This is a genomic window from Collinsella aerofaciens, assembly GCF_018785245.1.
Taxonomy (GTDB): domain Bacteria; phylum Actinomycetota; class Coriobacteriia; order Coriobacteriales; family Coriobacteriaceae; genus Collinsella; species Collinsella aerofaciens_AD.
Genome location: NZ_WQPL01000031.1, coordinates 1 through 25713 on the forward strand (window position 1 = coordinate 1; position 25713 = coordinate 25713).

At 60.8% G+C, this 25713-nt stretch carries 25 protein-coding genes, 4 tRNA genes and 1 pseudogene; 26 read left to right on the forward strand and 4 right to left on the reverse strand.

Features of this window, described 5'->3' with window-relative positions; translation table 11 throughout:
• The 23 genes from GPK39_RS07025 to GPK39_RS07135 all read left to right on the forward strand — a co-directional run.
• Window positions 1–209, forward strand: a 209-nt coding sequence (locus GPK39_RS07025) for a hypothetical protein (protein WP_215674637.1), incomplete at its 5' end; no start/stop codon positions are given.
• Window positions 210–401: 192 nt separating this feature from the next.
• Window positions 402–474 (forward strand) — tRNA-Ala (locus GPK39_RS07030).
• Window positions 475–674: 200 nt separating this feature from the next.
• Window positions 675–750, forward strand: a tRNA-Ile gene (locus tag GPK39_RS07035).
• Between the two features lie 200 nt (window positions 751–950).
• Window positions 951–1023, forward strand: a tRNA-Ala gene (locus tag GPK39_RS07040).
• Window positions 1024–1098: 75 nt separating this feature from the next.
• Entirely contained in the window at window positions 1099–3129 is a 2031-nt protein-coding gene (locus GPK39_RS07045) for an ABC-F family ATP-binding cassette domain-containing protein (protein ID WP_215674639.1), read from the forward strand.
• A complete protein-coding gene (locus tag GPK39_RS07050; RefSeq protein ID WP_164473297.1) occupies window positions 3116–3412 on the forward strand; it encodes a hypothetical protein in 297 nt (98 codons plus the stop codon). The genes GPK39_RS07045 and GPK39_RS07050 overlap by 14 nt, the downstream gene beginning before the upstream one ends.
• Before the next feature lie 9 nt (window positions 3413–3421).
• A complete protein-coding gene (locus GPK39_RS07055) occupies window positions 3422–4105 on the forward strand; it encodes a site-2 protease family protein (protein ID WP_215674641.1) in 684 nt (227 codons plus the stop codon).
• 84 nt (window positions 4106–4189) lie between these two features.
• The gene (locus GPK39_RS07060) at window positions 4190–5002 is read left to right on the forward strand and encodes a segregation and condensation protein A (protein WP_215674642.1); all 813 of its coding nucleotides are present in this window, start codon (window positions 4190–4192) and stop codon (window positions 5000–5002) included.
• 11 nt (window positions 5003–5013) lie between these two features.
• On the forward strand, window positions 5014–5742 hold the full coding sequence (scpB, locus tag GPK39_RS07065) for an SMC-Scp complex subunit ScpB (RefSeq protein WP_215674645.1): 729 nt from the start codon (window positions 5014–5016) through the stop codon (window positions 5740–5742).
• Entirely contained in the window at window positions 5729–6706 is a 978-nt protein-coding gene (locus tag GPK39_RS07070) for a pseudouridine synthase (protein WP_215674647.1), read from the forward strand. The genes scpB and GPK39_RS07070 overlap by 14 nt, the downstream gene beginning before the upstream one ends.
• A 66-nt stretch (window positions 6707–6772) precedes the next feature.
• On the forward strand, window positions 6773–7459 hold the full coding sequence (cmk, locus tag GPK39_RS07075; protein WP_215674648.1) for a (d)CMP kinase: 687 nt from the start codon (window positions 6773–6775) through the stop codon (window positions 7457–7459).
• A gap of 3 nt (window positions 7460–7462) precedes the next feature.
• Complete coding sequence (locus tag GPK39_RS07080) at window positions 7463–8191, forward strand: lysophospholipid acyltransferase family protein (protein ID WP_215674650.1); 729 nt, start codon at window positions 7463–7465, stop codon at window positions 8189–8191.
• 2 nt (window positions 8192–8193) lie between these two features.
• Complete coding sequence (ispH, locus tag GPK39_RS07085; protein ID WP_215674652.1) at window positions 8194–9093, forward strand: 4-hydroxy-3-methylbut-2-enyl diphosphate reductase; 900 nt, start codon at window positions 8194–8196, stop codon at window positions 9091–9093.
• Between the two features lie 2 nt (window positions 9094–9095).
• Window positions 9096–10538 (forward strand): DUF512 domain-containing protein, encoded by a 1443-nt coding sequence (locus tag GPK39_RS07090; protein WP_215674653.1) that lies wholly within the window; start codon window positions 9096–9098, stop codon window positions 10536–10538.
• Window positions 10539–10548: 10 nt separating this feature from the next.
• On the forward strand, window positions 10549–11883 hold the full coding sequence (gene der / locus GPK39_RS07095) for a ribosome biogenesis GTPase Der (RefSeq protein ID WP_215674655.1): 1335 nt from the start codon (window positions 10549–10551) through the stop codon (window positions 11881–11883).
• The gene (plsY, locus tag GPK39_RS07100; RefSeq protein WP_215674657.1) at window positions 11876–12559 is read left to right on the forward strand and encodes a glycerol-3-phosphate 1-O-acyltransferase PlsY; all 684 of its coding nucleotides are present in this window, start codon (window positions 11876–11878) and stop codon (window positions 12557–12559) included. The genes der and plsY overlap by 8 nt, the downstream gene beginning before the upstream one ends.
• 9 nt (window positions 12560–12568) lie before the next feature.
• Window positions 12569–13576: an NAD(P)H-dependent glycerol-3-phosphate dehydrogenase gene (locus GPK39_RS07105; RefSeq protein WP_215674659.1), complete on the forward strand. Its 1008-nt coding sequence runs from the start codon at window positions 12569–12571 to the stop codon at window positions 13574–13576.
• Between the two features lie 18 nt (window positions 13577–13594).
• Window positions 13595–14266 (forward strand): ribulose-phosphate 3-epimerase, encoded by a 672-nt coding sequence (rpe, locus tag GPK39_RS07110; protein ID WP_022095090.1) that lies wholly within the window; start codon window positions 13595–13597, stop codon window positions 14264–14266.
• A 6-nt stretch (window positions 14267–14272) separates the two neighbouring features.
• The gene (locus tag GPK39_RS07115; protein ID WP_215674661.1) at window positions 14273–15451 is read left to right on the forward strand and encodes a cysteine desulfurase family protein; all 1179 of its coding nucleotides are present in this window, start codon (window positions 14273–14275) and stop codon (window positions 15449–15451) included.
• On the forward strand, window positions 15448–16257 hold the full coding sequence (locus GPK39_RS07120) for a Nif3-like dinuclear metal center hexameric protein (RefSeq protein ID WP_215674663.1): 810 nt from the start codon (window positions 15448–15450) through the stop codon (window positions 16255–16257). Before GPK39_RS07115 ends, GPK39_RS07120 begins: the two co-directional genes overlap by 4 nt.
• A complete protein-coding gene (locus GPK39_RS07125; RefSeq protein ID WP_215674665.1) occupies window positions 16254–16973 on the forward strand; it encodes a zinc ribbon domain-containing protein in 720 nt (239 codons plus the stop codon). Before GPK39_RS07120 ends, GPK39_RS07125 begins: the two co-directional genes overlap by 4 nt.
• Before the next feature lie 3 nt (window positions 16974–16976).
• Window positions 16977–18191, forward strand: coding sequence for a bifunctional phosphopantothenoylcysteine decarboxylase/phosphopantothenate--cysteine ligase CoaBC (gene coaBC, locus GPK39_RS07130; protein WP_252204781.1), 1215 nt, complete (start codon window positions 16977–16979; stop codon window positions 18189–18191).
• Window positions 18192–18271: 80 nt separating this feature from the next.
• Window positions 18272–18348, forward strand: a tRNA-Pro gene (locus GPK39_RS07135).
• A 515-nt stretch (window positions 18349–18863) separates the two neighbouring features.
• Here the strand turns inward: GPK39_RS07135 and GPK39_RS09755 are convergent.
• Window positions 18864–19403 (reverse strand): annotated as a pseudogene (locus tag GPK39_RS09755) (DUF6273 domain-containing protein).
• A gap of 164 nt (window positions 19404–19567) precedes the next feature.
• Here GPK39_RS09755 and GPK39_RS07145 point away from each other — a divergent pair.
• A complete protein-coding gene (locus GPK39_RS07145; RefSeq protein WP_215674668.1) occupies window positions 19568–19828 on the forward strand; it encodes a hypothetical protein in 261 nt (86 codons plus the stop codon).
• 407 nt (window positions 19829–20235) lie between these two features.
• Here GPK39_RS07145 and GPK39_RS07150 read toward each other — a convergent pair whose 3' ends face one another.
• From GPK39_RS07150 to GPK39_RS07160, 3 genes are all read right to left on the reverse strand, one after another.
• Window positions 20236–20454, reverse strand: a complete 219-nt coding sequence (locus GPK39_RS07150) for a hypothetical protein (RefSeq protein ID WP_215674670.1) — start codon at window positions 20452–20454, stop codon at window positions 20236–20238.
• Window positions 20455–20673: 219 nt separating this feature from the next.
• The gene (locus GPK39_RS07155) at window positions 20674–21111 is read right to left on the reverse strand and encodes a hypothetical protein (RefSeq protein WP_215674672.1); all 438 of its coding nucleotides are present in this window, start codon (window positions 21109–21111) and stop codon (window positions 20674–20676) included.
• Entirely contained in the window at window positions 21104–22612 is a 1509-nt protein-coding gene (locus tag GPK39_RS07160) for an ABC transporter ATP-binding protein (protein ID WP_215674674.1), read from the reverse strand. The genes GPK39_RS07155 and GPK39_RS07160 overlap by 8 nt, the downstream gene beginning before the upstream one ends.
• Before the next feature lie 1626 nt (window positions 22613–24238).
• On the opposite strand from GPK39_RS07160, the gene GPK39_RS07165 reads away from it, so the two are divergent.
• The gene (locus GPK39_RS07165) at window positions 24239–24865 is read left to right on the forward strand and encodes a DUF1648 domain-containing protein (protein WP_215674676.1); all 627 of its coding nucleotides are present in this window, start codon (window positions 24239–24241) and stop codon (window positions 24863–24865) included.
• Window positions 24866–25416: 551 nt separating this feature from the next.
• Entirely contained in the window at window positions 25417–25611 is a 195-nt protein-coding gene (gene relB / locus GPK39_RS07170; protein ID WP_215674678.1) for a type II toxin-antitoxin system RelB family antitoxin, read from the forward strand.
• Window positions 25612–25713: the final 102 nt, after the last annotated feature.

The following is a 25713-nucleotide window of genomic DNA, read 5'->3' on the forward strand; positions in this document are numbered from 1 at the left end:
GGGCTACCGCACGGGCCGATACTCAAAGCCCATTGTGGCACCCCGAGCCCGCGGAAAGAAGCTGCGCCGCGGGGGAGGCGACCCCAATGGCTTTCTCATATCGTCTTTTTGACACCAAAGATGGCATCAAAACTGACATCACAATCGAATCCATGTTGTCCGAGACGCCGTTTTTTGAACGCGCTTCACGTGCGCGCTTCATTTACTGACGTTATCTTCCGTTTTTTTGGTCAGCGTTTGGTTTACTTCCGGTACTTACCCGCTGGCCGTCGTCCTGGCCGTAAAGCTCCCCGCGGGCACATGCCGCCGCCTTCCCGTTCGGCCACCGGGACGTCGCGAAAAGTTTTTCAAAAATTGTCCTTGCATCGCCGTCCGAGTTCCCGTATAGTACTTCTTCGCACGGGGGCGTAGCTCAGCTGGGAGAGCGCTTGACTGGCAGTCAAGAGGTCAGGGGTTCGATCCCCCTCGTCTCCACCCGAGCATTGAATGAGGCTCCAACGCAAGTTGGGGCCTTTTTTCATATAGGCACACAAGGTCAAAGGCGGCACCATGATCCTCCTTGTCGACAAGATCGTGCGTTGAACGACCGTCGCGTGCATGGTAGTATTTCTCCTCGTGGTGCAAAACTAATGCAAATGGATAGCCGACATTACTATCACAGCCACTAACTACAAGGGCTCTTGGCGCAACGGTTAGCGCAGGGGACTCATAATCCCTGGGTTCTGGGTTCGAATCCCGGAGGGCCCACCAGAATTTCCAGAAGGCCAGGCACTATGTCTGGCCTTCTTTCTTTTATTCTTTCTTTTATATAGCTTACATATCGGTCGATAGAAGGCCGTCCTGCCAGCTTCCGGGCGCCCCGGGTCGGCTGCCGGGACGCCGCGGCGGAAAGTTTTTCCAAAATTGTCCTTGCATCGTGGTCCGAGTTCCCGTATAGTACTTCTTCGCACGGGGGCGTAGCTCAGCTGGGAGAGCGCTTGACTGGCAGTCAAGAGGTCAGGGGTTCGATCCCCCTCGTCTCCACCCGAGCATTGAATGAGGCTCCAACGCAAGTTGGGGCCTTTTTTCATATAGGCACACAAGGTCAAAGGCGGCACCATGATCCTCCTGGTCGACAAGATCGAAAAAAGCTTCGGCGCGCGCGTCCTCTTTAGCGGCGCATCCTTCCAGATCAACCCCGGCGAGCGCTTCGCGCTCGTGGGCCCCAACGGCGCTGGCAAAACCACCATGCTCAAGATCATCATGGGCATCGACAGCCCCGACGCCGGCCAGGTCCAGTACGCCAAGGACTGCCAGGTAGGCTACCTAGAGCAAGAAACCAACCTGGAGCACAAGGACACCACCATCCTTGCCGAGGTCATGGCCGCCGCCAAGGAAATTCGCCGCATGGGCGAGCGCGCCAACGAGCTGCAGGCCCAAATCACCGAGCTCTCCGAACAGGGGAAGGACGTCGACGCCCTCCTCAACGAGTACGGCCAGGTCCAGGACCGCTTTGAGCACCTGGGCGGCTACGAGCTCGAGAGCAACGCGCGCAAAATCCTGTCCGGCCTGGGCTTTAAGGTCACCGACTTTGAGCGCCCGTGCTCCGAGTTCTCGGGCGGCTGGCAGATGCGCATCGCGCTGGCCAAGCTCTTCCTGCGCCACCCCGACCTGCTGCTTCTAGACGAGCCCACCAACCACCTGGACCTCGAGAGCGTCCAGTGGTTGCGCGGCTTTATTGCCAACTACGACGGCGCCGTCCTCATCGTCAGCCACGACCGCGCCTTCATGGACGCCTGCGTCGACCACGTCGCCGCACTCGAAAACCGTCGCGTGACCACCTACACCGGCAACTACAGCAGCTACCTCAAGCAGCGCGAGGACAACCTGGAGCAGATGCGCGCCAAGCGTGCCGCCCAGGAGCGTGACATCGCCCACATGCAGGTCTTCGTCGACAAGTTCCGCTACAAGCCCACCAAGGCCGCCCAGGCGCAGGAGCGCATCCGCAAGATCGAGCAGATCAAAAAGGAGCTCGTCATCCTGCCCGAGGGCCACAAGCACATCGATTTTAAGTTCCCTGACCCGCCGCGCTCGGGCGACATGGTCGTGGGTCTGGAGGGCGTGTCCAAGTCTTACGGCAACAAGCACATCTACAGCGATATCGACCTCAAGCTCTACCGCGGCGAGCACGTGGCGCTCGTCGGCCCCAACGGCGCCGGCAAGTCCACGCTCATGAAGATTCTCGCCGGCCTGGAGCCGCCCACCACCGGCACCCGCGATCTGGGCACAAACGTGGGCGTAGCCTACTACGCCCAGCACGCACTCGAGGGCATGACCGAGTCCAATACCGTTCTGCAAGAGATCGACACCGTCACGCCCAAATGGACCGTGCCGCAGCAGCGCAGCCTGCTGGGCGCCTTCCTGTTTAGCGACAACGACTCCATCGAGAAGCAGGTCCGCGTCCTCTCCGGTGGCGAAAAGGCGCGGCTAGCGCTCGCCAAGATGCTCGTGGCCCCCGAGTCGCTCCTGTGCCTGGACGAGCCCACCAACCACCTGGACATCGACTCGGTGGACATGCTCGAGAACGCCCTGCAAAACTTCCCCGGCACCATTGTGCTGATCAGCCACGACGAGCACCTGGTACGCGCCGTGGCCAATCGCATCATTGACATCCGCGACGGCAAGATCACGGTCTACGACGGCGACTACGACTACTACCTCTACAAGCGCGAGGACCTCGCGGCCCGCGCCGCCGCCGAGACAGCAGGGGAGAGCGTGCCTGTCGCGGCCAAGTCCGCAAAGGTCACCGCGGCCCAGCCCGATGCGTCCGCCACCACCAAGCCTGCCGAGGGCAAAAAGACCAAGGAGCAAAAGCGCGCCGAGGCCCAGGCCCGCGCCGCGCTCAACAAAAAGCTCAAGGGCGTGCGCAACCAGCTCAAGAAGATCGAGACGGAGCTCGACAAAAAGCGCGCCCGCTATGACGAGCTTATGGAATTGATGGCAAGCGAAGAGCTTTATGCCGATCAAGACAAGTTCAATGCCGCGCTGGGGGAATATAACGGCCTTAAGCAAGAGCTCCCCAAGCTCGAGGACGAATGGCTGGAGCTTTCCACCCAGATCGAAGAGGAGACCGCGCGTGAACTCTCGTAAGGCCGCTGCCGTGGCGATGAGCATCATCGCCATCGCTTGTCGCATCTGCGGCATCTTTATGAGCGCGATGACCGTGCTGCTGTGCTTTAGCGGCCTCACCGCCAAGCTGCAGATCGTGGGTTTTGTCGTTGAGCTTTCGCGCGCGCTGCCGAGCGCCATCGCCGGCTACGGCGTCATCACCTCGCCCTTTGGCGGCGTGTTCCGCCTGGATTACGCCATCGTGGCCGTCATCCTGTTTGTGGCCGACTACCTGCTCACGCGCGCCTCGCGTCGCGTCCGCTAGGGGAGCGCCATGTCCAGCAGCTACATCATGAGCCTTCTCGCCAGCGCCGTCGCCGTCATCGTGGGTATCGTGATCCACGAGAGTGCGCACGCCGCCGCGGCCTGGGCACTCGGCGATAAGACGGCCCGTTCGCGCGGACGCGTCTCACTCAACCCGCTCAACCATATCGACCCGTTTGGCACCATCATCCTGCCGCTGCTCATGCTTGCCGCCGGCGGCCCGGTGTTCGCCTTCGCCAAGCCCGTGCCCGTCTACCTCAACAATCTCAAGCACCCCAAGCGCGACGAGGTCCTGGTGAGCGCAGCCGGCCCCGCATCGAACATCGCGCTGGCATGCCTTGCGGCCGCCCTCATGCGCCTGACCTATGGCAGCCTCTACACCAGCATGTCATTTGCCCTGGCGTCACAGATCATGAACTTCGGCGCCACCTTTATCGTGGTCAACCTGTCTCTCGCGTTCTTTAACCTCATCCCGATTCCGCCGCTCGATGGCTCGTCGATCATCGTGCCCTTCCTCAAGGGCAAGGCGCTCGCCAACTACTACCGCCTGCAGCAATACGCTATGCCCATCCTCATCCTGGTTCTGTACCTGCTGCCTATGTGGACCGGCATCGATGTAATCCGCCGGTATTTCGACGTTACCGTGTATCCGCTTGCTGAGCAGCTGCTCAGCTTCGCAATCGCCGGCATCTAAGGTAAACTTACAGGTCGACCGTGCAAAACGGTCGTAACATGCACCCAAACCGCGCCGAGAAGGCGCCGTCAAAGGAGGTCGAAGATGTCGTATCGCGTGTCGACGCAGGTCTACAGCGGACCGTTCGACCTGCTGCTGCAGCTGGTAACCCGCCAAAAAGTAGATATCGGCGCCATCTCAATCAGCGAGGTGGCCGAGCAGTACCTTGCCGAGGCCGAGCGCATCGAGGCGCTGGACCTAGATGTGGCTAGTGACTTTTTGCTGGTCGCGGCAACCCTTTTGGACATCAAGGCCGCCTCTCTGGTGCCGCAGGAGGTCCCGCGCAAAGCCGATGACGACGATGACGAGTTCGACGAAGACCTCGAGGAGCTCAGCGCGCTCGACGGCGACGCCCTACGCGAGGTCCTGATCCAGCGTCTGATTGCCTACAAGCAGTTTAAAGGTGCGGCGGCGGCGCTTGGTGCGCGCATACAGGCCGAAAGCCGTATGCATCCGCGTGTGGCCGGCCCCGATCCCGAGTTCTTGGGCCTGATGCCCGACTACCTGGCCGGCATTACCCTGCGCGGCCTCGCCGTCATCTGCGACGACCTGGACGGCAAGCGCCAGACCTTCCTGCTGGAGGCCGAGCACGTGGCGCCGCATCGCGTGCCGCTCGACCTAACCGTGGCCTCGGTCGACCGCTTTACCATGGCGCACCAAACCTGCACCTTCCGCGAGCTACTGGACGGCGATGCCACCACCGAGCAGCTCGTCGTCACCTTCCTGGCCATGCTTGAACTTGCCAAGCGCGGCTCGCTCACGCTGAGCCAGGACGAGATCTTTGGAACCATTCAAATCAAACGAGTCGAGGGAGCCGAGGCATACGTGCCCGGCGAGGGCCCAGAACTCACCGAATAGGAGCCGCAACCATGTCAACCCTTTCCACGCTAGAGGCAAACAGCCTCAAAGGCGCCCTCGAGGCGCTGCTGTTGGTGTCGAGCGACCCGGTGAGTGCGCCCGCGCTGGCCGGCGCACTGGATATCGCCCCCGGCGAGTGCGCATCGCTGCTCGCCGAGCTCAAGGTTGAGTACGAGGAGGCCAACCGCGGCTTTCAGTTGCGCGAGGTCGCCGGCGGCTGGCGCCTGTTTACGCACCCCGCCTATCATGACGTGGTCGAGGCCTATGTGTTGAGCTGGGACACGCAAAAGCTGTCGCAGGCGGCGCTCGAAACCCTGGCCGTAATCGCCTACCACCAGCCCGTGACGCGCGAGGTGGTCAAGGGCATCCGCGGCGTCAATTCCGACGGCGTCATCGCGTCGCTCGTGGACAAGGGCCTGGTGCGCGAGCTCGGCCGCGACCCCGAGCGCGGTCAGGCCATCATCTACGGCACGACCAACGCCTTTTTGGAAAAGTTCGGCCTGCGCTCCACCCGCGACCTGCCCGATCTGGAGCAGTTTGCCCCCGACGAGCAGTCGCGCCAGTTTATTCGCGAGCGTTTGAGCGGCCGCAGCATACAGTCCACGCTCGAGGAGCAGGCCGAGGACCTGGACGAAGAGCGCGAACTGCTCGATTCCGATATCGAGGATGTCGAGGCGGTCGGCGGCGAGGAATCCCTGGCCACCGGTGACACTGCGGAGGATACGCATGACGAGGACTAATGAAGCAGGGGAGGCGCGCATCGTAAGCGCCACGGGCAGCGCAACGCCCGCAACCGACGCCCAGCACGTCTACCCGCACACCATGCGCCTGCAGCGCTTTCTGGCGCGCGCGGGCGTGGCGAGCCGCCGCGGCTCGGAGGACCTGATGACCGCCGGCCGCGTGACCGTCAACGGTCAGGTCGCGACCGAGCTGGGCACCAAGGTCGACGTCGACCGCGACCATATCGAGGTCGACGGCATGTCCGTCAAGCTCGACCAGGGCGCCGCGTACCTGATGCTCTACAAGCCGACCGGCTACCTCACCACCATGAGCGATCCGCAGGAGCGCCCTTGTGTGGCCGATCTGGTTCCGCGCGACCGCTTTCCGGGGCTCTTCCCGGTGGGTCGTCTGGACCGTGACACCACGGGCCTTTTGCTCTTTACCACCGACGGCGACCTATCGCAGGACCTGCTGCACCCCAGCAAGCACGTCTATAAGACCTACCAGGCACTCGTTGACGGCGAACTGTCCGATCGCGACCTCACACCGCTGCGTCGCGGCATCGAGCTCGACGACGGCTTATGCCAGCCGGCGATCTGCCGCATCATTAACGCTCGCGAGGCCGAGGCCGTGGCTCCGCAAGGTGTCAAGCCCGGGACCACCGCCGTGGAGGTCATCATCCGCGAGGGCCGCAAAAACCAGGTCAAGCGTATGCTGAGCAAGATTCACCATCCCGTGATCCGCCTGCATCGCTGCAACTTTGCCGGCCTGGAGCTCAAGGATGTAGCCAAGGGGTCGTGGCGCGAACTCACCGACCGCGAGGTGCAGATCCTCAAGGCCGGCGGTATCCCGCCCAAGCAGGCCAGCTCCAAGCGGGGCGACCCCAACGCGACAGCGGCCAACACCGCGACCCACACGCGTCACCACGGCAGCCACGGCTCCGCGCCCAAGCGCAACACCTACCGCGAGCGCTACACGGACTAGCCAGTCCGCGAAGCCGTAGCGTCCGCATCCCATACCAGCACGTCAACCACCGAAAGGAAGCATTGCATGATCGTCGCCATCGACGGCCCCGCCGGTTCCGGCAAATCCACCATCGCCAAGGAGATCGCCCGCCAGCTGGGCTTTAACAAGCTCGACACGGGCGCCATGTATCGCGCCGTCACCTTCGCCGCGCTCGACCGCGGCATCGATCTGGACGACGAGGCGGCCATCGACGCCCTCGCCGAGCAGATCGAGATCCGCTTTACCAACGGCACCGGCGAGGACACGCGCCTAACCATTGACGGCCAGGACGCTTCGTCCGCCATTCGTACCCCGCAGGTCGATGCCAACGTGTCCAAGGTCTCGGCCTACCCGGGCGTGCGCGCCGCCATGCTCATCCACCAGCGCCGCGCCGCCGAGGATCGCGATATCGTCGCCGAGGGTCGCGACATCGGCACCGTTGTGTTCCCCAACGCGCAGGTCAAGGTGTTCCTGACCGCCGACCCGCGCGAACGCGCCCGTCGCCGCGTGCTGCAGCGCCACCAAAACGACGCCCAGCCGCTCACCACCGAGCTGCTCGAGGCCGAGGTCGACGAGACTCTCGACGCCCTCAAGCAGCGCGATAAGCTCGACAGCAGCCGCGAGGTCGCCCCGCTCGTGCCCGCGGAGGACGCCGTGCACGTCGACTCCACCACCCACACCATCGACGAGGTCGTCCGCATTATCGAGGATCTCATCAACCAAAGGAGGTAGCCCATGCGCCTGTTTAAGCAAACGCCCGAGGACTATTACAACGCCCCCTACGCCGAGTTCCCGGCGCTCATCCGCGGCACCGTCGTCGTGGTCATGGCAATCCTTTGGGCCTTCTCCAAGCTCATGTGGCGTTGGAAGGTCGAGGACGCTGACCTGCTGTTTGAGCGCCAAGAAGGCCGCGGCAGCGTGGTCATCTGCAACCACACCTCGATGGCCGAGCTCCTGGCCGTGGAGACGGCACTGTTCTTTGGGGGCCGCCGCATTCGCCCCATCTTTAAGTCCGAGTTTGCCAAGAGCAAGATCGTGCGCTGGGCCTTTAGCCGCGTTGGCGGCATCCCCGTCGAGCGCGGCACCGCTGACATGAAGTGTCTGCGCGCCGCCCAGCATGCGCTGCAGCGCGGCGAGGACGTCTTGATCTTCCCCGAGGGCACGCGCATCCGCTCGCGCGAGATCAAGCCCGAGGTCCACGGCGGCTTTGCGCTCATTGCCCAGATGGGCAAGGCACCCGTGAACCCCCTCGCCATCTGCGGCTGGTCCGACATCACGCCTGCGGGCAAAAGGATCATGCGTCCCAAGAAATGTTGGATCCGCGCCGGTAAGGCCGTCTCGCTTTCCGACGCACCGGCTGGGCTTAAGCGCACGGAGCGCCTGGAATGGTTTGAGTCCGAGGCCATGAACCGCGTCTACGCCATGCGAGACGATCTGTGCGCCGAGCATCCGGGCAGGTTCTAGCCATGAGCGAGAACGTGACGAACACCGCCGCGACCGCGTCCGACCAGGCAACAGCGCCTACCATCGAGATCGCCGCCCACGCCGGCACTTGCTACGGCGTACAGCGTGCGCTCGATATGGCGCTGGCCGCCGCGCCGCAGGCAGGGGAGTGCGCTCAGGTCCATACCTTGGGTCCGCTCATCCATAACCCCATCGTGGTACGCGAGCTCGCTGAGGCAGGCGTTGGCTTGGCCGAGAACCTGGATAATGCCGCAACCGGCACCGTGATCATCCGCGCCCACGGTGTGGTGCCACAGGTGATCGATGCTGCCCGCAAGCGCGGCCTTAACGTCGTCGACGCCACCTGCCCTTACGTCAAGAAGGTCCACGTGGCCGCCGAGCGGCTGGTGCGCGAGGGCTATCGCGTACTCGTCGTGGGCGAGCCGGGCCATCCCGAGGTGGAGGGCATCCTGGGCCACGCTGGTGGTGACGCGCAGGTCGTGAGCTGCGCTGCCGATGCGGACGCGCTGCCGCTCAAGGGCAAGGTGGGCCTCGTCGTGCAGACCACCCAGACCGCGCAGAACCTCGCCGAGGTCGTGGCTGCCATCACCCCGCGCGTGCAGGAGCTGCGCGTGATCAACACCATCTGCGCCGCCACGAGCGAGCGTCAACAGGCAGCAGCCACACTTGCCAACCGCTGTGATTGCATGGTCGTCGTGGGTGGCAAGAACTCGGGCAACACCCGCCGCCTGGCTCAGATTTGCGCAGATGCCTGCGAGCACACGCATCACATCGAGGAAGCTTCCGAGCTCCAGGCCGCGTGGTTTACCGACGCTCACCACATCGGCATCACCGCCGGAGCCTCCACCCCGCAAGAACACATCGAGCGCGCCGTCGAGCGCATCAAGGAGCTTTGCCGCTAACCATGGAACAGACCGTACCCGCATACGCCGCCGAGGTGGCCGATTACGGGCGCAGCCGCGACCCCGAGCCGGGTGAGGGCGCGCTCGTAAAGAACGTGCGTCCCGAATCGCCCGCGTGGGATGTGGGTATCGAGCCGGGCATGCGCGTGCTCACGGTCAACGGTGAGGCGCTCACCGACATGATCGTATGGCTTTGGGAGGCCGACGACGACACCGTTGATTTGGAGGTATTCGACCCGCGCGACGGCACCGTCACCCCCGTCGAGCTCGACCGCTTTCCCGGCGAGGATTGGGGTTTGGAGTTCGATGGCCCCATCTTCGACGGCATGCGTACCTGCGTAAACGCCTGCGTGTTCTGCTTTATGACCATGTTGCCCAAGGGCGGCCGCTCCACGCTCTATATTCGCGACGACGACTACCGCCTGAGCTTTTTGCAGGGCAACTTCGTCACGCTCACGAACCTCACCGACGAGGACGTGCAAAACGTCATCCAACGCAACATGAGCCCTATGAACGTGTCGGTCCATGCCGTGAGCCCCGACGTCCGCCGTCGTATGATGGGCCGCAACGCCCAGCGCGGCATGGACGTACTCGAGGCTATCATGGCCGCCGGCATCGAGATTCACGCGCAGATCGTGTTGTGCCCCGGCATGAACGACGGCGAGGAGCTGGAAAAGACCCTGCGCTTTTGCGAGGAGCACGAACAAATCACAAGCCTGGGCATTGTACCGCTCGGTTTTACCAAGCATCAGAACCGTTTTAGCTGGTCCTACAGCGACAAGCCCGAGCTGGCGCGCGAGACCATCGCCATGATCCGTCCCTACCAGGACCGCGCCTTCGAGCGTTTTGGCCGCCACACCTTCCAGATGAGCGACGAGTTCTACCTGGACGCCGGCATCGATCCGCCCGAGGCGGACTTTTACGACGGCTATCCGCAGTACTACGACGGTATCGGCATGATCCGCTCATACCTAGACGAGACGGACGATGTGCTTGCCGCCGATGCCGAGCGCCTAGCCCGCGTCCGCGAGGCCATCGCCGCTCGCAGCCAGCACCTGCTGTGCCTCTCGGGCGCCAGCGCACGCGACACCGTGGCACGTTTCGTGGAATCGCCGCAGGGACTCGCCGGCACCGTCACGGCCATCAAGAATCGCTACTTTGGCGGCAACGTGGACGTGACCGGCCTCATCGTCGCCTGCGACATTCTGGAACAGCTGCCGCAGGACCTCTCGGGGGTTATGCTCTTTGTGCCTAAGCTCATGTTCAACGCTGACGGCATGACGCTTGACGAGTATCATCGTGACGATTTACTCGCAAGCCTTACCAGTCGCGGCGCCGAGGTTCATGTGGTGTCGACCATGCCGCATGAGCTGCTCGATACCCTGGAGCACATCCTTGGCATTGTGCCTGCCGACCCTAACACTTCCACTGACCCTACCCATTAAAGGAGTGCAGATGAAACCTATCGTCGCCGTCGTCGGACGCCCCAACGTGGGCAAGTCCACGCTCGTTAACCGCCTGGCCCAGACCTCGGACGCCATCGTCCACGAGTCCCGCGGCGTCACTCGCGACCGCTCGTACCACACGGCCGATTGGAACGGCCGCGAGTTCACCATCGTCGACACGGGCGGCATCGAACCGCTCAAGAGCGATGACGTCTTCGCCACGTCCATTCGCGACCAGGCCCTCGCCGCCGCCGAGGAAGCCGCCGTCATCCTGTTTGTGGTCGACGGCCGCACCGGCGTCACCGAGGAGGACGAGTCGGTCGCTCGCATGCTCAAGCGCTGCGACAAGCCGGTCTTTCTGCTGGTGAACAAGCTCGACAACCCCGATCGCGAGAACGACAGCATCTGGGAGTTCTATTCGCTCGGTATCGGCGAGCCCACGCCGCTCTCGGCCCTGCACGGCCACGGCACGGGCGACCTGCTCGACGACATCGTGGCCCTGCTTCCCGAGGAAGAGGACGAGGTCGCCGATGAGTTCCCCGACGCGCTGAACGTCGCCATCATCGGCCGCCCCAACGCCGGTAAGTCTTCGCTGTTCAACCGCATCCTGGGCGCCGACCGCTCCATCGTGTCCAACATTGCCGGCACCACGCGCGACGCCATCGACACGGTCGTCGAGCGCAACGGCAAGCACTACCGCATGGTCGACACCGCGGGCATTCGCAAGAAGAGCACCGTGTACGAGAACATCGAGTACTACTCCATGGTTCGCGGCCTGCGCGCCATCGACCGCGCCGACGTGGCGCTGCTCGTCGTCGACGCCTCCGTGGGCGTTACCGAGCAGGACCAGAAGGTCATGGGCTTGGCCATCGAGCGCGGATGCGCCATCGTTGTGCTGCTCAACAAGTGGGATCTGCTCGACGACGACCGTAAGCGCGAGGCCTGCATGGAGACCATCGACCGCCGTCTGGGCGTCATGGCTCCCTGGGCCCAGTACCTGCGCATCTCTGCCCTGACCGGCCGCAGCGTCGAGAAGATCTGGGCGATGGTCGACGCCGCCGAGAAGACGCGCTCGCAAAAGATCAGCACCTCGCGCCTCAACACGTTCCTCACCGACCTGCGCGAGTTCGGTCATACCGTGGTGGACGGCAAGCGCCGCCTGCGCATGCACTACGTGACCCAGACGGGCGTCAACCCGCCGACGTTCACGTTCTTCGTCAACCACAGCGATCTGGTCAACGACACCTATCAGCGCTACGTCGAGAACCATATGCGCTCGACCTTCGACTTTGCCGGCACGCCCATTCGACTCTTCTTTAGGAAGAAGGAGCAAAAGGATGCATAATCCGATTCTGCTGACTGCCATCTGCGCCGTGGTCTCGTTCTTTATCGGGGCGATTCCGTTTGGCCTGATCCTGGGCCGCGTGTTCAACCACACCGACATTCGCAAGGCGGGCTCCGGCAACATCGGCACCACCAACGCCCTGCGTGTGGCCGGCCCCAAGGTGGCCGCGCTCACGCTGCTGCTCGACTGCCTTAAGGGCGCCATCTGTGTCATCATCGCCCGCCCGCTCATTGCCGACTTGGGCTATGGCTTTCCGCCGAACATTATGGCGCCTGGAGCCCCCGGCGACTGGATGCTCGGTGTCATTTGCCTGGCAGCCGTGTGGGGCCACATCTTCTCGCCCTACCTCAACTTCCATGGCGGCAAGGGCATCGCAGTTGGTCTGGGCGTCATCCTCGCCTGGTACTGGCCCATCGGACTTTCGCTGCTGGGCATGTTTATCGTGGCCGTCGCCATCACCAAGTTTGTGTCGGTGGGCTCGCTTGCCGCGGCCATCGGTCTTCCCATCGCTGCCTGCGCGGTCTTTCCGTACAGCAGCCTCGGACTTAAGTTTTGCATGGCGCTGATCGGCATTACTGTGGTGTGGGCCCATCGTGCGAACATCAAAAAGCTCATGACGGGTAAGGAGTCCAAGCTCTCGTTTACCAAGCGCGTCACCGAGCCCGACGATAAGTAGGAGAGAGTCATGAATGTTGCGCTGATTGGCTCTGGCTCGTGGGGAACCGCCGTCGCCGGCCTTGCCGCCGCGCGAGCCGTGCGCGTGAGCATGTGGGCCCATAGCGAGCAGACGGTCGCCGGCATTAACGGTGAGCACCGCAACCCCCGCTACCTTGTGGGCTACGAGCTGCCCGGCAACGTCTTCGCCACGACGGACTTGGCCCAGGCACTCGACGGCGCCGAGGCCATCATCTTTGCCGTTCCTTCGACGCACCTTCGCAGCGTGTGCCACCAGGCCGCGCCCTTTATCGCCGCCGATACCCCGGTACTCTGCCTTACGAAGGGCATTGAGCCCGAATCCGGCCTGCTCATGAGCGAGGTCATCGCCAGCGAGATCGGCAACGAGTCGCGTGTCGCGGCGCTCTCGGGCCCCAACCATGCTGAGGAAATCTGCCGCGGCGGACTTTCTGCCGCCGTCATCGCCAGCGAAGACCCGCAGATAGGGGAGACCTTTAAGGACCTGCTCCTGTCCACGGCCTTTCGCATCTATCTGTCGCAAGACATGACCGGTGTAGAGGTCTGCGGCGCCATGAAGAACGTTATCGCCATCGTGTGCGGCATCTCCGCCGGCACCGGTGCGGGCGACAACACGCTCGCTCTCATCATGACACGCGGCCTGGCCGAGATCAGCCGTCTGGTGCACGCCCGCGGCGGTCAAGCTATGACCTGCATGGGACTTGCCGGCATGGGTGACCTCATTGCCACCTGCACCTCGGAGCATTCGCGCAACCGCACCTTTGGCTACGAGTTTGCCCACGGCGTCTCGCTCGACGAGTACCAGACACGCACGCATATGGTTGTCGAGGGCGCCGTCGCGGCCCGCAGTGTGAGCGAGCTTGCCCGTTCACTGGGCGTAGACATTCCGCTCACCTTTGCCGTGGAGCAAACGCTCTACAACGGTGTTACTTTGGATAGGGCGCTCGAGATTCTTACCGATCGCGTCCCTTCTCAAGAGTTCTACGGACTCACCGACTAGCGCAGAAAGGCTTCTACCATGGGTTCCATCAAAATCGCTCCGTCTGTCCTTTCGGCCGACATGGCCAACCTCAAGGGCGAACTCGACAAGATCGCCGGTGCCGACTACGTGCACTTCGACGTAATGGACGGTCACTTTACTGGCAACCTGACCTTTGGCGTTGACATCCTTAAGGCCGTCAAGCGCTCCACCGATGTACCGGTCGACGCGCACCTGATGGTGTCGAACCCCGACGAGACGGTCGATTGGTACGCCGACGCCGGTGCCGACATGATCACCGTGCACTACGAGGCTTCCACGCACCTGCACCGCACGCTCACGCATCTGCAGCAGCGCGGCGTTAAGGCCGGCGTGGTGCTCAACCCCGCCACCCCCGTGTGCGTGCTCGAGAGCATTATCGATGTCGTCGACATGGTGCTACTCATGAGCGTGAACCCCGGCTTTGGCGGCCAGAGCTTTATCCCGGGCACCATCGCTAAGCTCCACGAGCTCAAGGCCATGTGCGAGCGTCACGGCGTTTCGCCCCTGATCGAGGTCGACGGTGGCATTTCTTCCAAGAACATTGCCGAGGTCGTCAAGGCCGGCGCCAACGTGCTCGTGGCCGGTTCTGCCGTATTTAAGTCCGAAGATCCCGCTGCCGAGGTTGCGCTGCTGCAGAAGCTGGGCAACGAGGCTGCACAGGAGGCATAAACCCTTATGACCGCAGGTCAAAACCGCATACCCGTGAATCTTGACTACGCCGCCTCGACGCCCATGCGCGCCGAGGCGCGCCTTGCACAGCGTGAGTACGACGATAGCGAGCTTGCGGGCGTCAACCCCAACTCGCTGCACTCGCTCGGCCGCAAGGCTGCCGCGCGTCTGGAGGTTGCACGTCGCGAGATCGCCCGCAGCTTTGGCGCGCGCGTTCGCCCGTCTGAGATTGTTCTGACCAACGGCGGCACCGAAGCCAACCAGCTGGCGCTACTCGGTCTTGCCGAGGGTGCACGTCAGCGCGACCGTAAGCGTAACCGCGTGATCGTATCTGCCATCGAGCACGATTCGATCCTGGACAACCTGCCGCTGCTGCGTGCCGCCGGCTTTACCGTCGACCTGGTTCAGCCCTGCCGTGCGGGCTACATTGAGCCTCACGCGCTGAACGACTTACTGGGCGACGACGTCGCGCTCGTGAGCATCATGGTCGCCAATAACGAGACCGGTGTGGTGCAGCCCATCCGCGAGCTTACCGCGGCCGCACATGCTGCCGGCGCCCTGTTCCACACCGATGCCATCCAGGGCTATCTGCACATTCCGCTCGATGCCACCGAGTTGGGCGTCGATGCCATGACCGTTGCCGCGCATAAGATCGGCGGCCCCGTGGCATCCGGTGCGCTCTACCTTAAGAACCGCACGCCGCTGCGTCCGCGCATCTTTGGCGGTGGACAAGAAGCCGGCCGTCGCGCCGGTACGCAGGACCTGCGCACGCAGCTGGCCTTTGCCGCTGCCGCTTCCGCGCTGTTACCGAATGTTGCCCAGGAGCGTACAACACTGCAGGCCTTATCCGACAAGCTCTACGCCACGCTAACGGCCCACCCGCGCATTCACGCCACCATGGGCGACTACGCACAGGCCGATCGTCTGCCGGGCATGGTTTCCATCTACGTCGACGGCATGGACTCCGAGGAGCTCATCGTCAAGCTCGACGCCGCCGGCTTTGAGGTATCGGCAGGCTCTGCCTGCTCGAGCGGCAGCATGGACCCGAGCCATGTTCTCAGCGCCATTGGTATTGGCCGCGAGCAGGCCCTGGGTGCACTGCGCATCTCCTTCGATGACCGCGTGAATCCGGGCGATCTGGACGAGTTTGCCCAGACGCTGCTCTCGATCGTGGGTGCCGCATGATCGTCGCCGAGCTCGAGCGTGCCCTGCTGGCACGCTATCCCAAGACGGATGCCGAGCCCTGGGACCACGTAGGCTTATCCGTGGGCGACCCTGCCGTGGAGATTACCGGCGTTGCCTGCGCGCTCGATGCGACCGAAGCTAATGTTCTCCGCGCCCAAGAAGCCGGTGCAAACGTGCTGCTGACGCATCATCCTGTCTATATCAAGGCGCCCGAGGCCTTTTGTCCGGCGGATGCCACACGCCCCCAATGCAGCGCGGCACTCTACGAGGCAGCGCGTTGCGGCGTGAGCATTATCTCGCTCCACACCAACCTGGACCGTTCGCACGAAGCCCGTGTCTGCCTGAGCAAGCTGCTGGGTGCCGCACCCGTGAGCTCACTGGAGCACGTGGACGACCCCGAGGTCACCGGCCTGGGCACGCTTGCAACGCTCAACGACCCGTGCACGCTGCGTGATCTTGCCACCCGTGCTGCCACAGCCTTCGGCAGCGACCCGCGTGTGTGGGGCGAAGCCGAGCACGCATGCCGAACCGTCGCTATTTTGGGCGGTTCCCTGGGCGACTTTGGAGAGCCCGCCATCGCCGCGGGCGCGGACGTTGTCGTGACGGGCGAAGCGGGCTACCACGTGGCGCAAGATCTTGCCTTGCGCGGGCTGCCGGTGATCTTGCTCGGCCACGACCGCTCCGAGGAGCCGTTCGTTGATATATTGATGAACTCTGCAGTTGACGCCGGGGTCGACCCCCGTCATGCGATTAAAATACTGAACCCTTGCCAATGGTGGACTGTGACAAAAGGAGAGAACTTATGAGCGCCGGCGCTACGCTACTCAAGCTGCAACAGATCGATTTGGAGCTCGCCCGCAACAAGAGCGAACTTGCCAATATGCCGGAGCTCAAGGAGCTCGCTTCTAAGCGCAAAACCTATGTGAAGCTCAAGGCCGAGATGACCAAGCTCTACGCCCAGCGCAAGGACCTGGACATTGAGCTGGACGATCTCAACACCACCGAGATCCAGACCAACAACGCCATCGAGGCCGCCAAGAAGCGCCACGTCGACGGCTCTGACTACCGCGAGGTCCAGGATCTGAAAAACGAGCTTGCCACCCTGGCCAAACGCCTGGACAAGATTGAGCACACCCGCAAGGACGTCGTTATCGCCCACAAGGAGGCGCTCGACCGCGAGGCTCGCGCGCAGGCAATCATCGCCAAGTTCGAGGAGGGCGTGAAGGCCGATACCAAGGCCGCCCGCGCCAAGGCCGCCGACCTGCAGGCTCAGATTGACACCGCCACGAAGGAGCGCACCGCGCTTGCCGCTACGCTGCCGGCCGACGTGCTCACCGACTACGAGCGCCTGCTCAAGCAGTTCCGCGGCCTGGCCGTCGAGACCATCAAGGGCAACATTCCCACCATCTGCCACACCGCACTGCAGGCATCGTCCATGAGCGACCTCAACCACGACGGTAGCGAGATCGCGCACTGCCCGTATTGCCACCGTCTGCTGGTGCTTCCCAGCAAGGAAGCCTAAATGATGACGGCGGCACCCGACAATTCAATGCAACTTGAGGGAAAAACGATCCTGCTGGGCATTACCGGCGGGATCGCCGCCTATAAGTCGTGCAATATCGTGCGCCTGCTGCAAAAGCGCGGCGCGCGCGTCAAGGTCGTTATGAGCGAGCATGCCACCGAGTTTGTGGGCCCGCTCACCTTCCGTGCGCTCACCAACGAGCCCGTTGCCGTGGGCCTATTCGACGATCCCTCCGACCCCATCCACCACATTTCGCTGGCGCAGGAGCCCGATCTGGTGGTCGTGGCGCCCGCGACGGCCAATATCATCGCCAAGATGGCAAACGGTATCGCCGATGACCTCATCTCCACCACGCTGCTTGCCACGCCGCGACCCATCGTGATCGCACCCGCTATGAACAACGGCATGTGGAAGGCGCCGGCGACGCAGGCCAACATGGCCACATTGCGCGACCGTGGCGTCCATGTGGTGGGACCCGGCAGCGGCTACCTTGCCTGCGGCGACGTGGACACGGGGCGCATGAGCGAGCCCGAGGACATCGTCGAGGCCGCCTGCGAGGTGCTGAACCCCGTCCCGCAAGACCTGGCGGGCAAGCGCATCGTAATCACTGCCGGCCCCACGCACGAACCGATCGACCCTGTGCGCTTCATCGGCAACCGGTCGTCGGGCAAGATGGGCATCGCCCTGGCGGGGGAGGCCGCTCGCCGCGGCGCTGCGGTCACGCTTGTGCTGGGGCCGACATCGCTCGATGTCCCCAGCGGCGTGGAATGCGTACGCGTGCAAACCGCCGCTGAAATGCTGCAGGCGGCTCTGGGCGCCTTTCAGACGGCCGATGCGGCCATTTGTGCCGCAGCCGTCGCCGACTACACCCCCGCAGCCCCTGCCGACCATAAGCTCAAAAAGGCCAACGAACGCTTGGATCGTATCGAGCTCCTCGAGACCGTTGATATTTTGGCCGAGCTCTCGCGCCAGAAGGGTGAGCGCCGTGTGATTGGCTTTGCAGCCGAGACCGATAACGTCGTGGAGTACGCTGAGCGTAAATTGGCCCGCAAGGGCTGCGATGCGATTATCGCCAACGATGTCTCGCGCGCCGATTCGGGCTTTGGAACTGATACCAATAAGGCCTGGATTGTAAGCGCAGCAGGGACGCAGGAACTTCCTGTGCTAACAAAACCCCAGCTTGCAGATACAATTTTGGACTTGCTTCAAAATATTTAAAAAAGTTCTTGCACAAGGACAAAGTTTCGGGTTAATATACTCCCTGTTGCGAGCGAGAGCAGAGCAACAAACAAAAGCTTCGGGACGTGGCGCAGCTTGGTAGCGCACTTGACTGGGGGTCAAGGGGTCGCTGGTTCGAATCCAGTCGTCCCGACCAGAAGTTTGAAGGTCAGGCACCTAGTGCCTGATCTTTTTTGTTTTAAGCAATTGCTTAATTTTGATTAAGCAACAGGGTGCTAAAAATCTACCTGCGCGATAGACGCTTTTTGCGGTTACTTGTGCGTTTTGCGCGCGCTTGAGCCGATTTATTAACGCGATATGAATCTACATACGCGTAGCTGGTATACAGCCGATTACAGGCTGTATTTATCGCGGCGATTTACATAGATATAGCGACTGTAACGAACAAGCGTGTCGCTATATTTATTCCAGTAGTTCACTTGATCGGTGGACAAGTGGGCTGTTGCAACGAAACGCCAAGCAGGATGGGCTCCATACGAGGATGCCGCAGCGGTAATGGCGGGAGAGTTCGGCTGGCGCTCTGAGAGCCGCTGTGTGACCCCATTTCTACTCAAACCGATAACTATGCTTCAAGACGAGAATCGTTCGTTTGGTTGCCAAATGAAAAGCCCGCGCAGAATCGCACGGGCTTTTCATTGGTTGCAGATGAGGCTAAAAGCAGAAGGCGGGGAACACGCAGTAGATGTTCGTCGCGCTGTAGTAGTCATAGCTGCCGTTGCTGTGGACACAGCGGAAGGACGCGGAGTTGCTCGGATGCACGGAGCGAGTCCAGTGATAGCTGCTCGACGAAGCACTGGAATAGTTCGACGTTGTCACGCCCTTGGATTTGTAGTACTCGTACTGGGCGCCGTCAGACTGGAGGTCACCCTAGACTTCAGTCATCGAGAGCAGGAAGACCTTGTCAGTCGTGGCCGAGGGGGTGCCTGCCTTGCCGCCGCCCAGGTTGTCGGTCATCTTCGTGACGGACTTCACCTTGGACTGGAGTTCGCAAGGCAAAAGCGACCAGAGGTCGCCGGTATTGAGGCGGCCGCGGAGTTCGGACTTCTCCCAGCCGCCGGCGTGCGTGTTCGTGGCGTTTATTCTCTGTAGGGCCAGGGCATTGTTGGTCGCCTCGAACGTAAGCCCCGCCTTGCCTGAGCCATCAGCAAAAATTAAGATAAGACCGTGTATGACCAATATGAACTTGAGCATATTCCGTCCGTATTCATACTGGATGATCAAGGAAACATCATCGGCTTATCCGAAGGAGAGGAAGAACCTCTTGCCTTATTAAAGAAATACGCCAAATACAACGGATATAAAGCGGAAGGAGGCGACATCAAGTAACTATCAAAGGCCAGATTAAGGAGCCAGCCATGAAGAAATGCCTGCCCTCCATCGTCTCAGCAGCTCTTTGCCTCTCCCTTGTCATGACACCATTTGTGCCCGTTGCGGCAGCCTATGCCGACGAGGGATCTCCCGCCGAGAGCAGCGAGATCTACGTCGGAGACAACTACGACGAAAATTACGATATATCCCTTTTGAGCGCGGACGCTGCACGGATTCATATTCCAAGGCGTGGTGCGATTCTCACGGATCTGCAAATAACCGCCCCGTCCCTCACAAGATCAAGCTGAACGCGAAGGAGGAGGCTTGCCTGCGCGATCCCTACCTTGCTGGCACCGCTGAAGTTATCGCCGGTCTCGTGACAACCGGTCCTAGCGGCGGCTTTTTTGCAACCGCAATGACATCGTACCGACTTTTCATTTGCATGTTCTGAAAGGAAGTTGCCATGTTGTCGCAAAATCAATCGAGATACTTGAACACAATCGGCTTTGCCCTGCTTGCATTACTCTTTGCTAGCGACCTTTTGCTGAAACCGCCCAAGGAACTCGTTTTGCTTGCCATAGACTGCATTTCCGCCCTTTACTTTACGGCAACCCTATTCGTCGGACTAAAGGAGAGGAAAAAAGGCGCAGTCGCCGCATCCGCCGTATGCTTGATCATAACCATTGCATCATTCTTTATCTGACACATTGGTGATTTAGGGGCGATATCGTAGGAATACGACCGGGAGAGCCGGGACCAGATTGCCCGGGTTGCCCGGTCGGCTCGCGCGACGGCGCGGCGGTTCCACAGAAAGCTCTCCCGACTTCACGCCGTTTCTGATCGCATTGTAGACAGCCATCTCGTCTTCGCAGTCGGCGAGCACGCGGTGTGCGTCGTCGTTTTGGATGTCCAGAAAATCTCGAAGGTCCTCCATGCGCCAGCGTCCGAGATTTGGCCATGCGCGTTGCGCGAGCTGATAAGTGTCGATTGCGATGTTGTGGTTAAAGTCCAGGCCAAAGCCGTCCCAGGCAGAACAGCTTTGTTTCCTTGATTATCACCTTCATCCGGACACTTCCCGCATTCATCCGTGTGTGTACGGATGAATGCGGGGTTCAATACCCCGGCGGCCTAATCGGCAGACCGCCGGGAACTCTCACTCCTCGATAAAAGCCGGCACTCGGTTAGTCCTGCGCATCTTGAAATCGCCAGTCTCGTGGGAGACGTAGAGAATGCCGTCCATCCCGTCTCGGGATGCATACGACAGGTGAACTGAACCGCAATCCGATCCATCATTGTCGAGAAGATCAAACGAATTCGGATCGCTCGTTGCGGCCAAACGACCACTCATACAAGAGCCATCGTCATTACAGATTTGCCATTCCATGTCTTCGCCCGCAAGAATCGCCATAGACGGCCTGGTCGCGCCATCGTTGACATACATCCCGTCTATGCCAAACCCATTTTCAGCGCCATCGATGAACGACTGTTCGGACCTATACCTCGCAAATGATGCACATAGCACCATTGCAAGACAAAGTACAAAGCCAACAATCGCTATCTTTGCATAGCTCTTGCCTATCATGTCATTCACCTCCTTCGTATGTATCGAGGTATTCCTGCTTGAGCGTCTGCGAGGACGACTTGATCTTTTCCACGAGCGTGCCGGCTTCGATGAAGTAGAACGAGTTGGTGAGGTCTGCCAGGTCGTCGAGCAGGTGGCTTGAGATGAGCACGCTGCGTCCCCGCGCCACCTCGCTGCGCATCGCGTCGCAGGAGGTTTTCCGTTTTCCCGGATCGAGGCCGTTCAGCGGTTCATCGAGGATGAGGTACGGGCAATCGGTCGCTATCGCCATGGCAAGCTTTACCTGCTGCTTCATTCCTGTCGAGAGTTTACGGGTCGGCTTGTCGAGATATGGGGAGATTCCGAGGGAGCTGCAGAGCGAGTCGATGTCGGCGGCCGATTTCCACGCCTCCCTAACGAAAGCAAGGTGCTCGATGGCCGATAGCGTGGGGTAGAGATCCGCGCTGCCCGAAGAGCTCAGGTAGACGAGTTCTGCGAATTCGGCTGATCGGCGTTGGCAGATTCCGTCTGCCGCCAGGCTTCCCGAGCGGATGCGGGTGGGAAATTGGCCCGACAGCGCTTCAAGAAGGGTGGTTTTCCCCGAGCCGTTGGGAGCAACGAGGCCCGCTGCCGTTCCCGGGCTCAGGAAAAGCGATCCGATTGAAAGTATCGTCGTACTCCCGTATCCCACGCTCGCGTCTAGAAGCTCGAGCCCATGGTGCTTTTTCGCGGGTCCAGGCTGTTTGGGGGAACGTGTCGCAACGGCGCCGACCGTAAAAAAGACCGCGACGTATGCCAGGGCCACGGCAAGCATCGATGCGCTGCCTGAACCGGAGCCAATGAATTCTGTCGGGAAGCATCCTACGTAACCCGTTGCCTCGATAGGCGAGAATACGGCCAGCGGCAGGAGATTGAGCGCGGCGTTATGCCCTAGTGCCGAATCGGACAGTAACGGGAATGCCGGGGCCGCGACAAGCAGCGCGGAGGTAAGGGGGCCCGCGAGGACGCGCCTCGTTGCGGTCGATAGGACGGCGGAGCAAACGGATATCAAGGTTCCGCCCGCAAGCAGCGCGAGAAGCAGGACTGTGAAGACGTTTCCCGCGGTCGTGGTGGTAAGCGCGCCGTCATGGAAGAAGGCGATCGGGTACCCGATTTGCCCGAAGCCGTTTAGGACCAAGGCGTAAATGCCCCCGGGTGCGAGGCCGGCGAGGAGCATCGCGGTCCCCGCGACGATTATCGAAAACACGGTTTGGATAAGGCGCCGGAATTTGGGCACGGGCGCCTTTGCCGCCAGGGTCCCGGGCCTTGTGGCGCCGAGCACGAGTATCGACGAGAGAAGGAAGGGGATGAAGGGAAGGAAGGACGGCGCCTGGGCAATGGCGTAGGGCAGGAAGGAGAGGAACGGCAGGTCGTTTGCGGAGGCCGGGATATCCGCGATGCCGGAGCTGCTCAGGGCGCGGCAATATGCGAGCTCTGCGTCATTGGTCTCTTGGTCTCCCACGATGGACCCGGATTGGAAGCCTTCGCCCATGAGCGCGTAGTAGCTCTCGGCAGAATCGAGAAAGGCGGCGTCGGTTTGAGCGGCGAGGGCGGCGTTCGCGTATCTTGCAAGCTCCGCGTCATTTTACTGCTCTGGAGATAGGTCTGTGCCGCTGGCCTGGGGCGCGCGCGTATTGAATGCGTCGACAAAGCTCTGCATGCCCTGTTTCATAAAGAAGGGCCCGTAGATGGGTGAATTGAACGCAATGGGGACGGAAAAGGCTGCAGCGAGAACGAGCGTACAAATCCATACGGCCTTGTCTCTTAGGATTAGTTTGAGAAGAAGTCGACAGTACATTTAGAAGCACCTACGTTCCTAGTTTGAGAAGAAGTCGACAGTACATTTAGAAGCACCTACGTTCCTCAAAGAATTGTTAGATTAAAAGTAACAGACCGGATGAAGATACGTGCGACGGGGGCGAGGCGAATGGCTGAGCGGTATCAATACGCGGGTTCAACGGTATTATATTGACCACACAGATTATTAACCTGCATTTCTAACAGTTAAGGAGACGGGTGCTTTCCAGCACACTCCTTCGATGATGCCTTCCGCTAGTTGCTATGCCGGTTTCAGCCAACAAAGAATGTGCCCGGGCGCTCAGGTTCACCGTTAGCGTTGGCAACATATGAGATGGGCCAGACCCTTGCCGCGCGCCGATTGCGCGAGAGGTGTCGGGCTCCATGTTTATTCCACCTGCTTGTTATCAACCAGCTTCGTTCAACGTTAGACATTCAAGATGTCAGACGTCGAACCTGCGCCAAAGACGCAGCTGGGGCTACTAGTTGCCTACAATCGCTCGCGAAGCTCGCCTGTTCGTGCGTGAATATCTGACAGCTCCGTCAGACATTGTCGGACATTTGATTGTTCGACAAATGCGCACGTGGTCGCGTTCGCAAAGATTACTGAACGGTCGATGGGTGCGTTGAGACCGGAGCAAACGGCGGATGCCAGAAAAATGGCCTCACAGAATCGCACCCATGGTTGATAAAATTGACCGCCCTGGCGCAAATACCCGGGCGGTCAATTCATCCCCTCGTTCGCGATCCTGTTGGGTTTTGGGGCTTTGACATGTTGTTGACGGATGGATCAGCCGTACAGCTTGATCTCCCGGGGTTCCATGTGGTCGTCCCCCAATAAGACGTCCCTGATGTAGCTCTGCGGCAGGAACTCGACGGGCAGCACTGGGTCGTCGACGTAGCCGGGCACGGGGAGTAGGCGTGGCCTTTGGATATAGCGTGGCCGCCTGCCGGCGGTCGGACTGCCACTTCAGTCAAAAGCTCAGGCGCGCGCATTAAAATAATGGATATATCGCTTGATAGGCTTTTGACCAAGCATGAACATCGCAGGTAAATCCGTGTACCAATTTTTGGTACACGGATTTACCTGCGGTTTGTTGAAAGCTCTGACATGCGCTGTCGACTTCATTAAAATCGATTGCCGATCAAGTCTTCCTATATATGCGAGCCCCAAGAAACTGCGCTGTGAACCTGAGTCCTCTATCGATCGGCCCGGTGCACCGGGCCGCTGTCCTCGAGCCGGCAACAGCTTGCCGGTCTCAAAACGTATACTTGATTTAAGGCGGAGTGGAATGTGGGCGCGCAAGGAGATGCGGAATCGATGAGAGCCTCAAAAAAAATTACTGCAGTGTTATCATCTTTCATCCTCTCTATTCTTCCATTTCTGATTCTATGGGCGGCTTGGTCAGTCCTCCCTGATACAATTCCCGCTCATTGGAGTGGGGGTGTGGTTGATCGATGGGGTAATAAGCTTGAATTGCTGGTTGTTCCGCTGTTTTCTCTGATTGGTTCTATTGCAATTTCTGCGTACCTTATTGTTTCCACGCGGCGAAGAGAGTTCGCGGATTTCTCTGTTCGAATGCGACGGGACTTTGTTGCGTGCTATATTTCTAGTCTTCTTTTATCGACAACCTGCTCAGTGATAATTGCCGTTTGGGTTCAGTTGATTCTTACGCAAAACACTGCGGTTGATGGGGGGCTTGGACTATCGATCCTGTATTCCCTTCCCGGGCTATATGTGATCTTGTGCGCTTTGCCGCCTTTTTATGCGAGCGGCGAGAGCAAAAAGGCAGAGCGCCTGATAACAGTTCTTATTGGCGGCGCGGAGATTGTTCTTTGTGGAATAATGCTTGAAGGTTCGGCTGCCTCTTATGCGATGATTGGACTGATGATTCTGTTCTGTGCGTTTGAGATTGTGTCACAGGTAAGGGATAGCCGGTCCTTATGAGTTGAATTACGCGCGTGCGGATATAAAGGGTGGCATGTTAAATTTGTTGAAAACTCTGACATGCGCTGTCGACTTCATTAAAATCGATTGCCGATCAAGTCTTCCTATATATGCGAGCCCCAAGAAACTGCGCTGTGAACCTGAGACCGCTATCGATCGGCCCGGTGCACCGGGCCGCTGTCCTCGAGCCGGCATCAGCTTGCCGGTCTCAAAACGTATGCCGTCCGGTACGACCAACAGCCGAGTCTTGCGCCCAGTTCGAGCAGCGCCAGAGCCCCGTGCCGGAACCCACGCAGCCGATGGCAGGGGAATTCAGCCGCGGCCATCGAGGAGCCGGCCTGGGGACGGCGCCCTCAGTCCTCGAAGGATTTCCACCGCCCCTTGCAGGCCTGGATTGATTTAACGGTTGATTTAATCCGGCTGAACAAGCCGAGCACGGCCCGGTTGACATAATGTAAGGTAAAAAAGCAGATGCGGCCGTACGCCGATGCGGGGTTCGGGTGATGTGATAGAAAGTAATACACGTATTACATCTAACCGGGAGGTGCGTCATGGCAACCGCCACCGCAGCCCTGAGAATCCCCGAGGACCTCGCGAACAGGTACGACCGCCTGGCGAAGTCGACGGGCCGCACGAAAAACTTCTACATGACGGAGGCCATCGCCGCCGAGATAGACAGACTCGAATACGAGTACGGCCTCATGAATTATCCGGGAAGCGTTTGGTTGCGAGGCACGCCAGTGTGAGGGCCTGATTCGTCAGGCCCCGCACAGGGGGACCGCGATGGTGGCCACCGCGCCGCCCGAGGGGCTGTTGGCGAGCGAGACGGAGCCCCCGTGGGCGCTCGC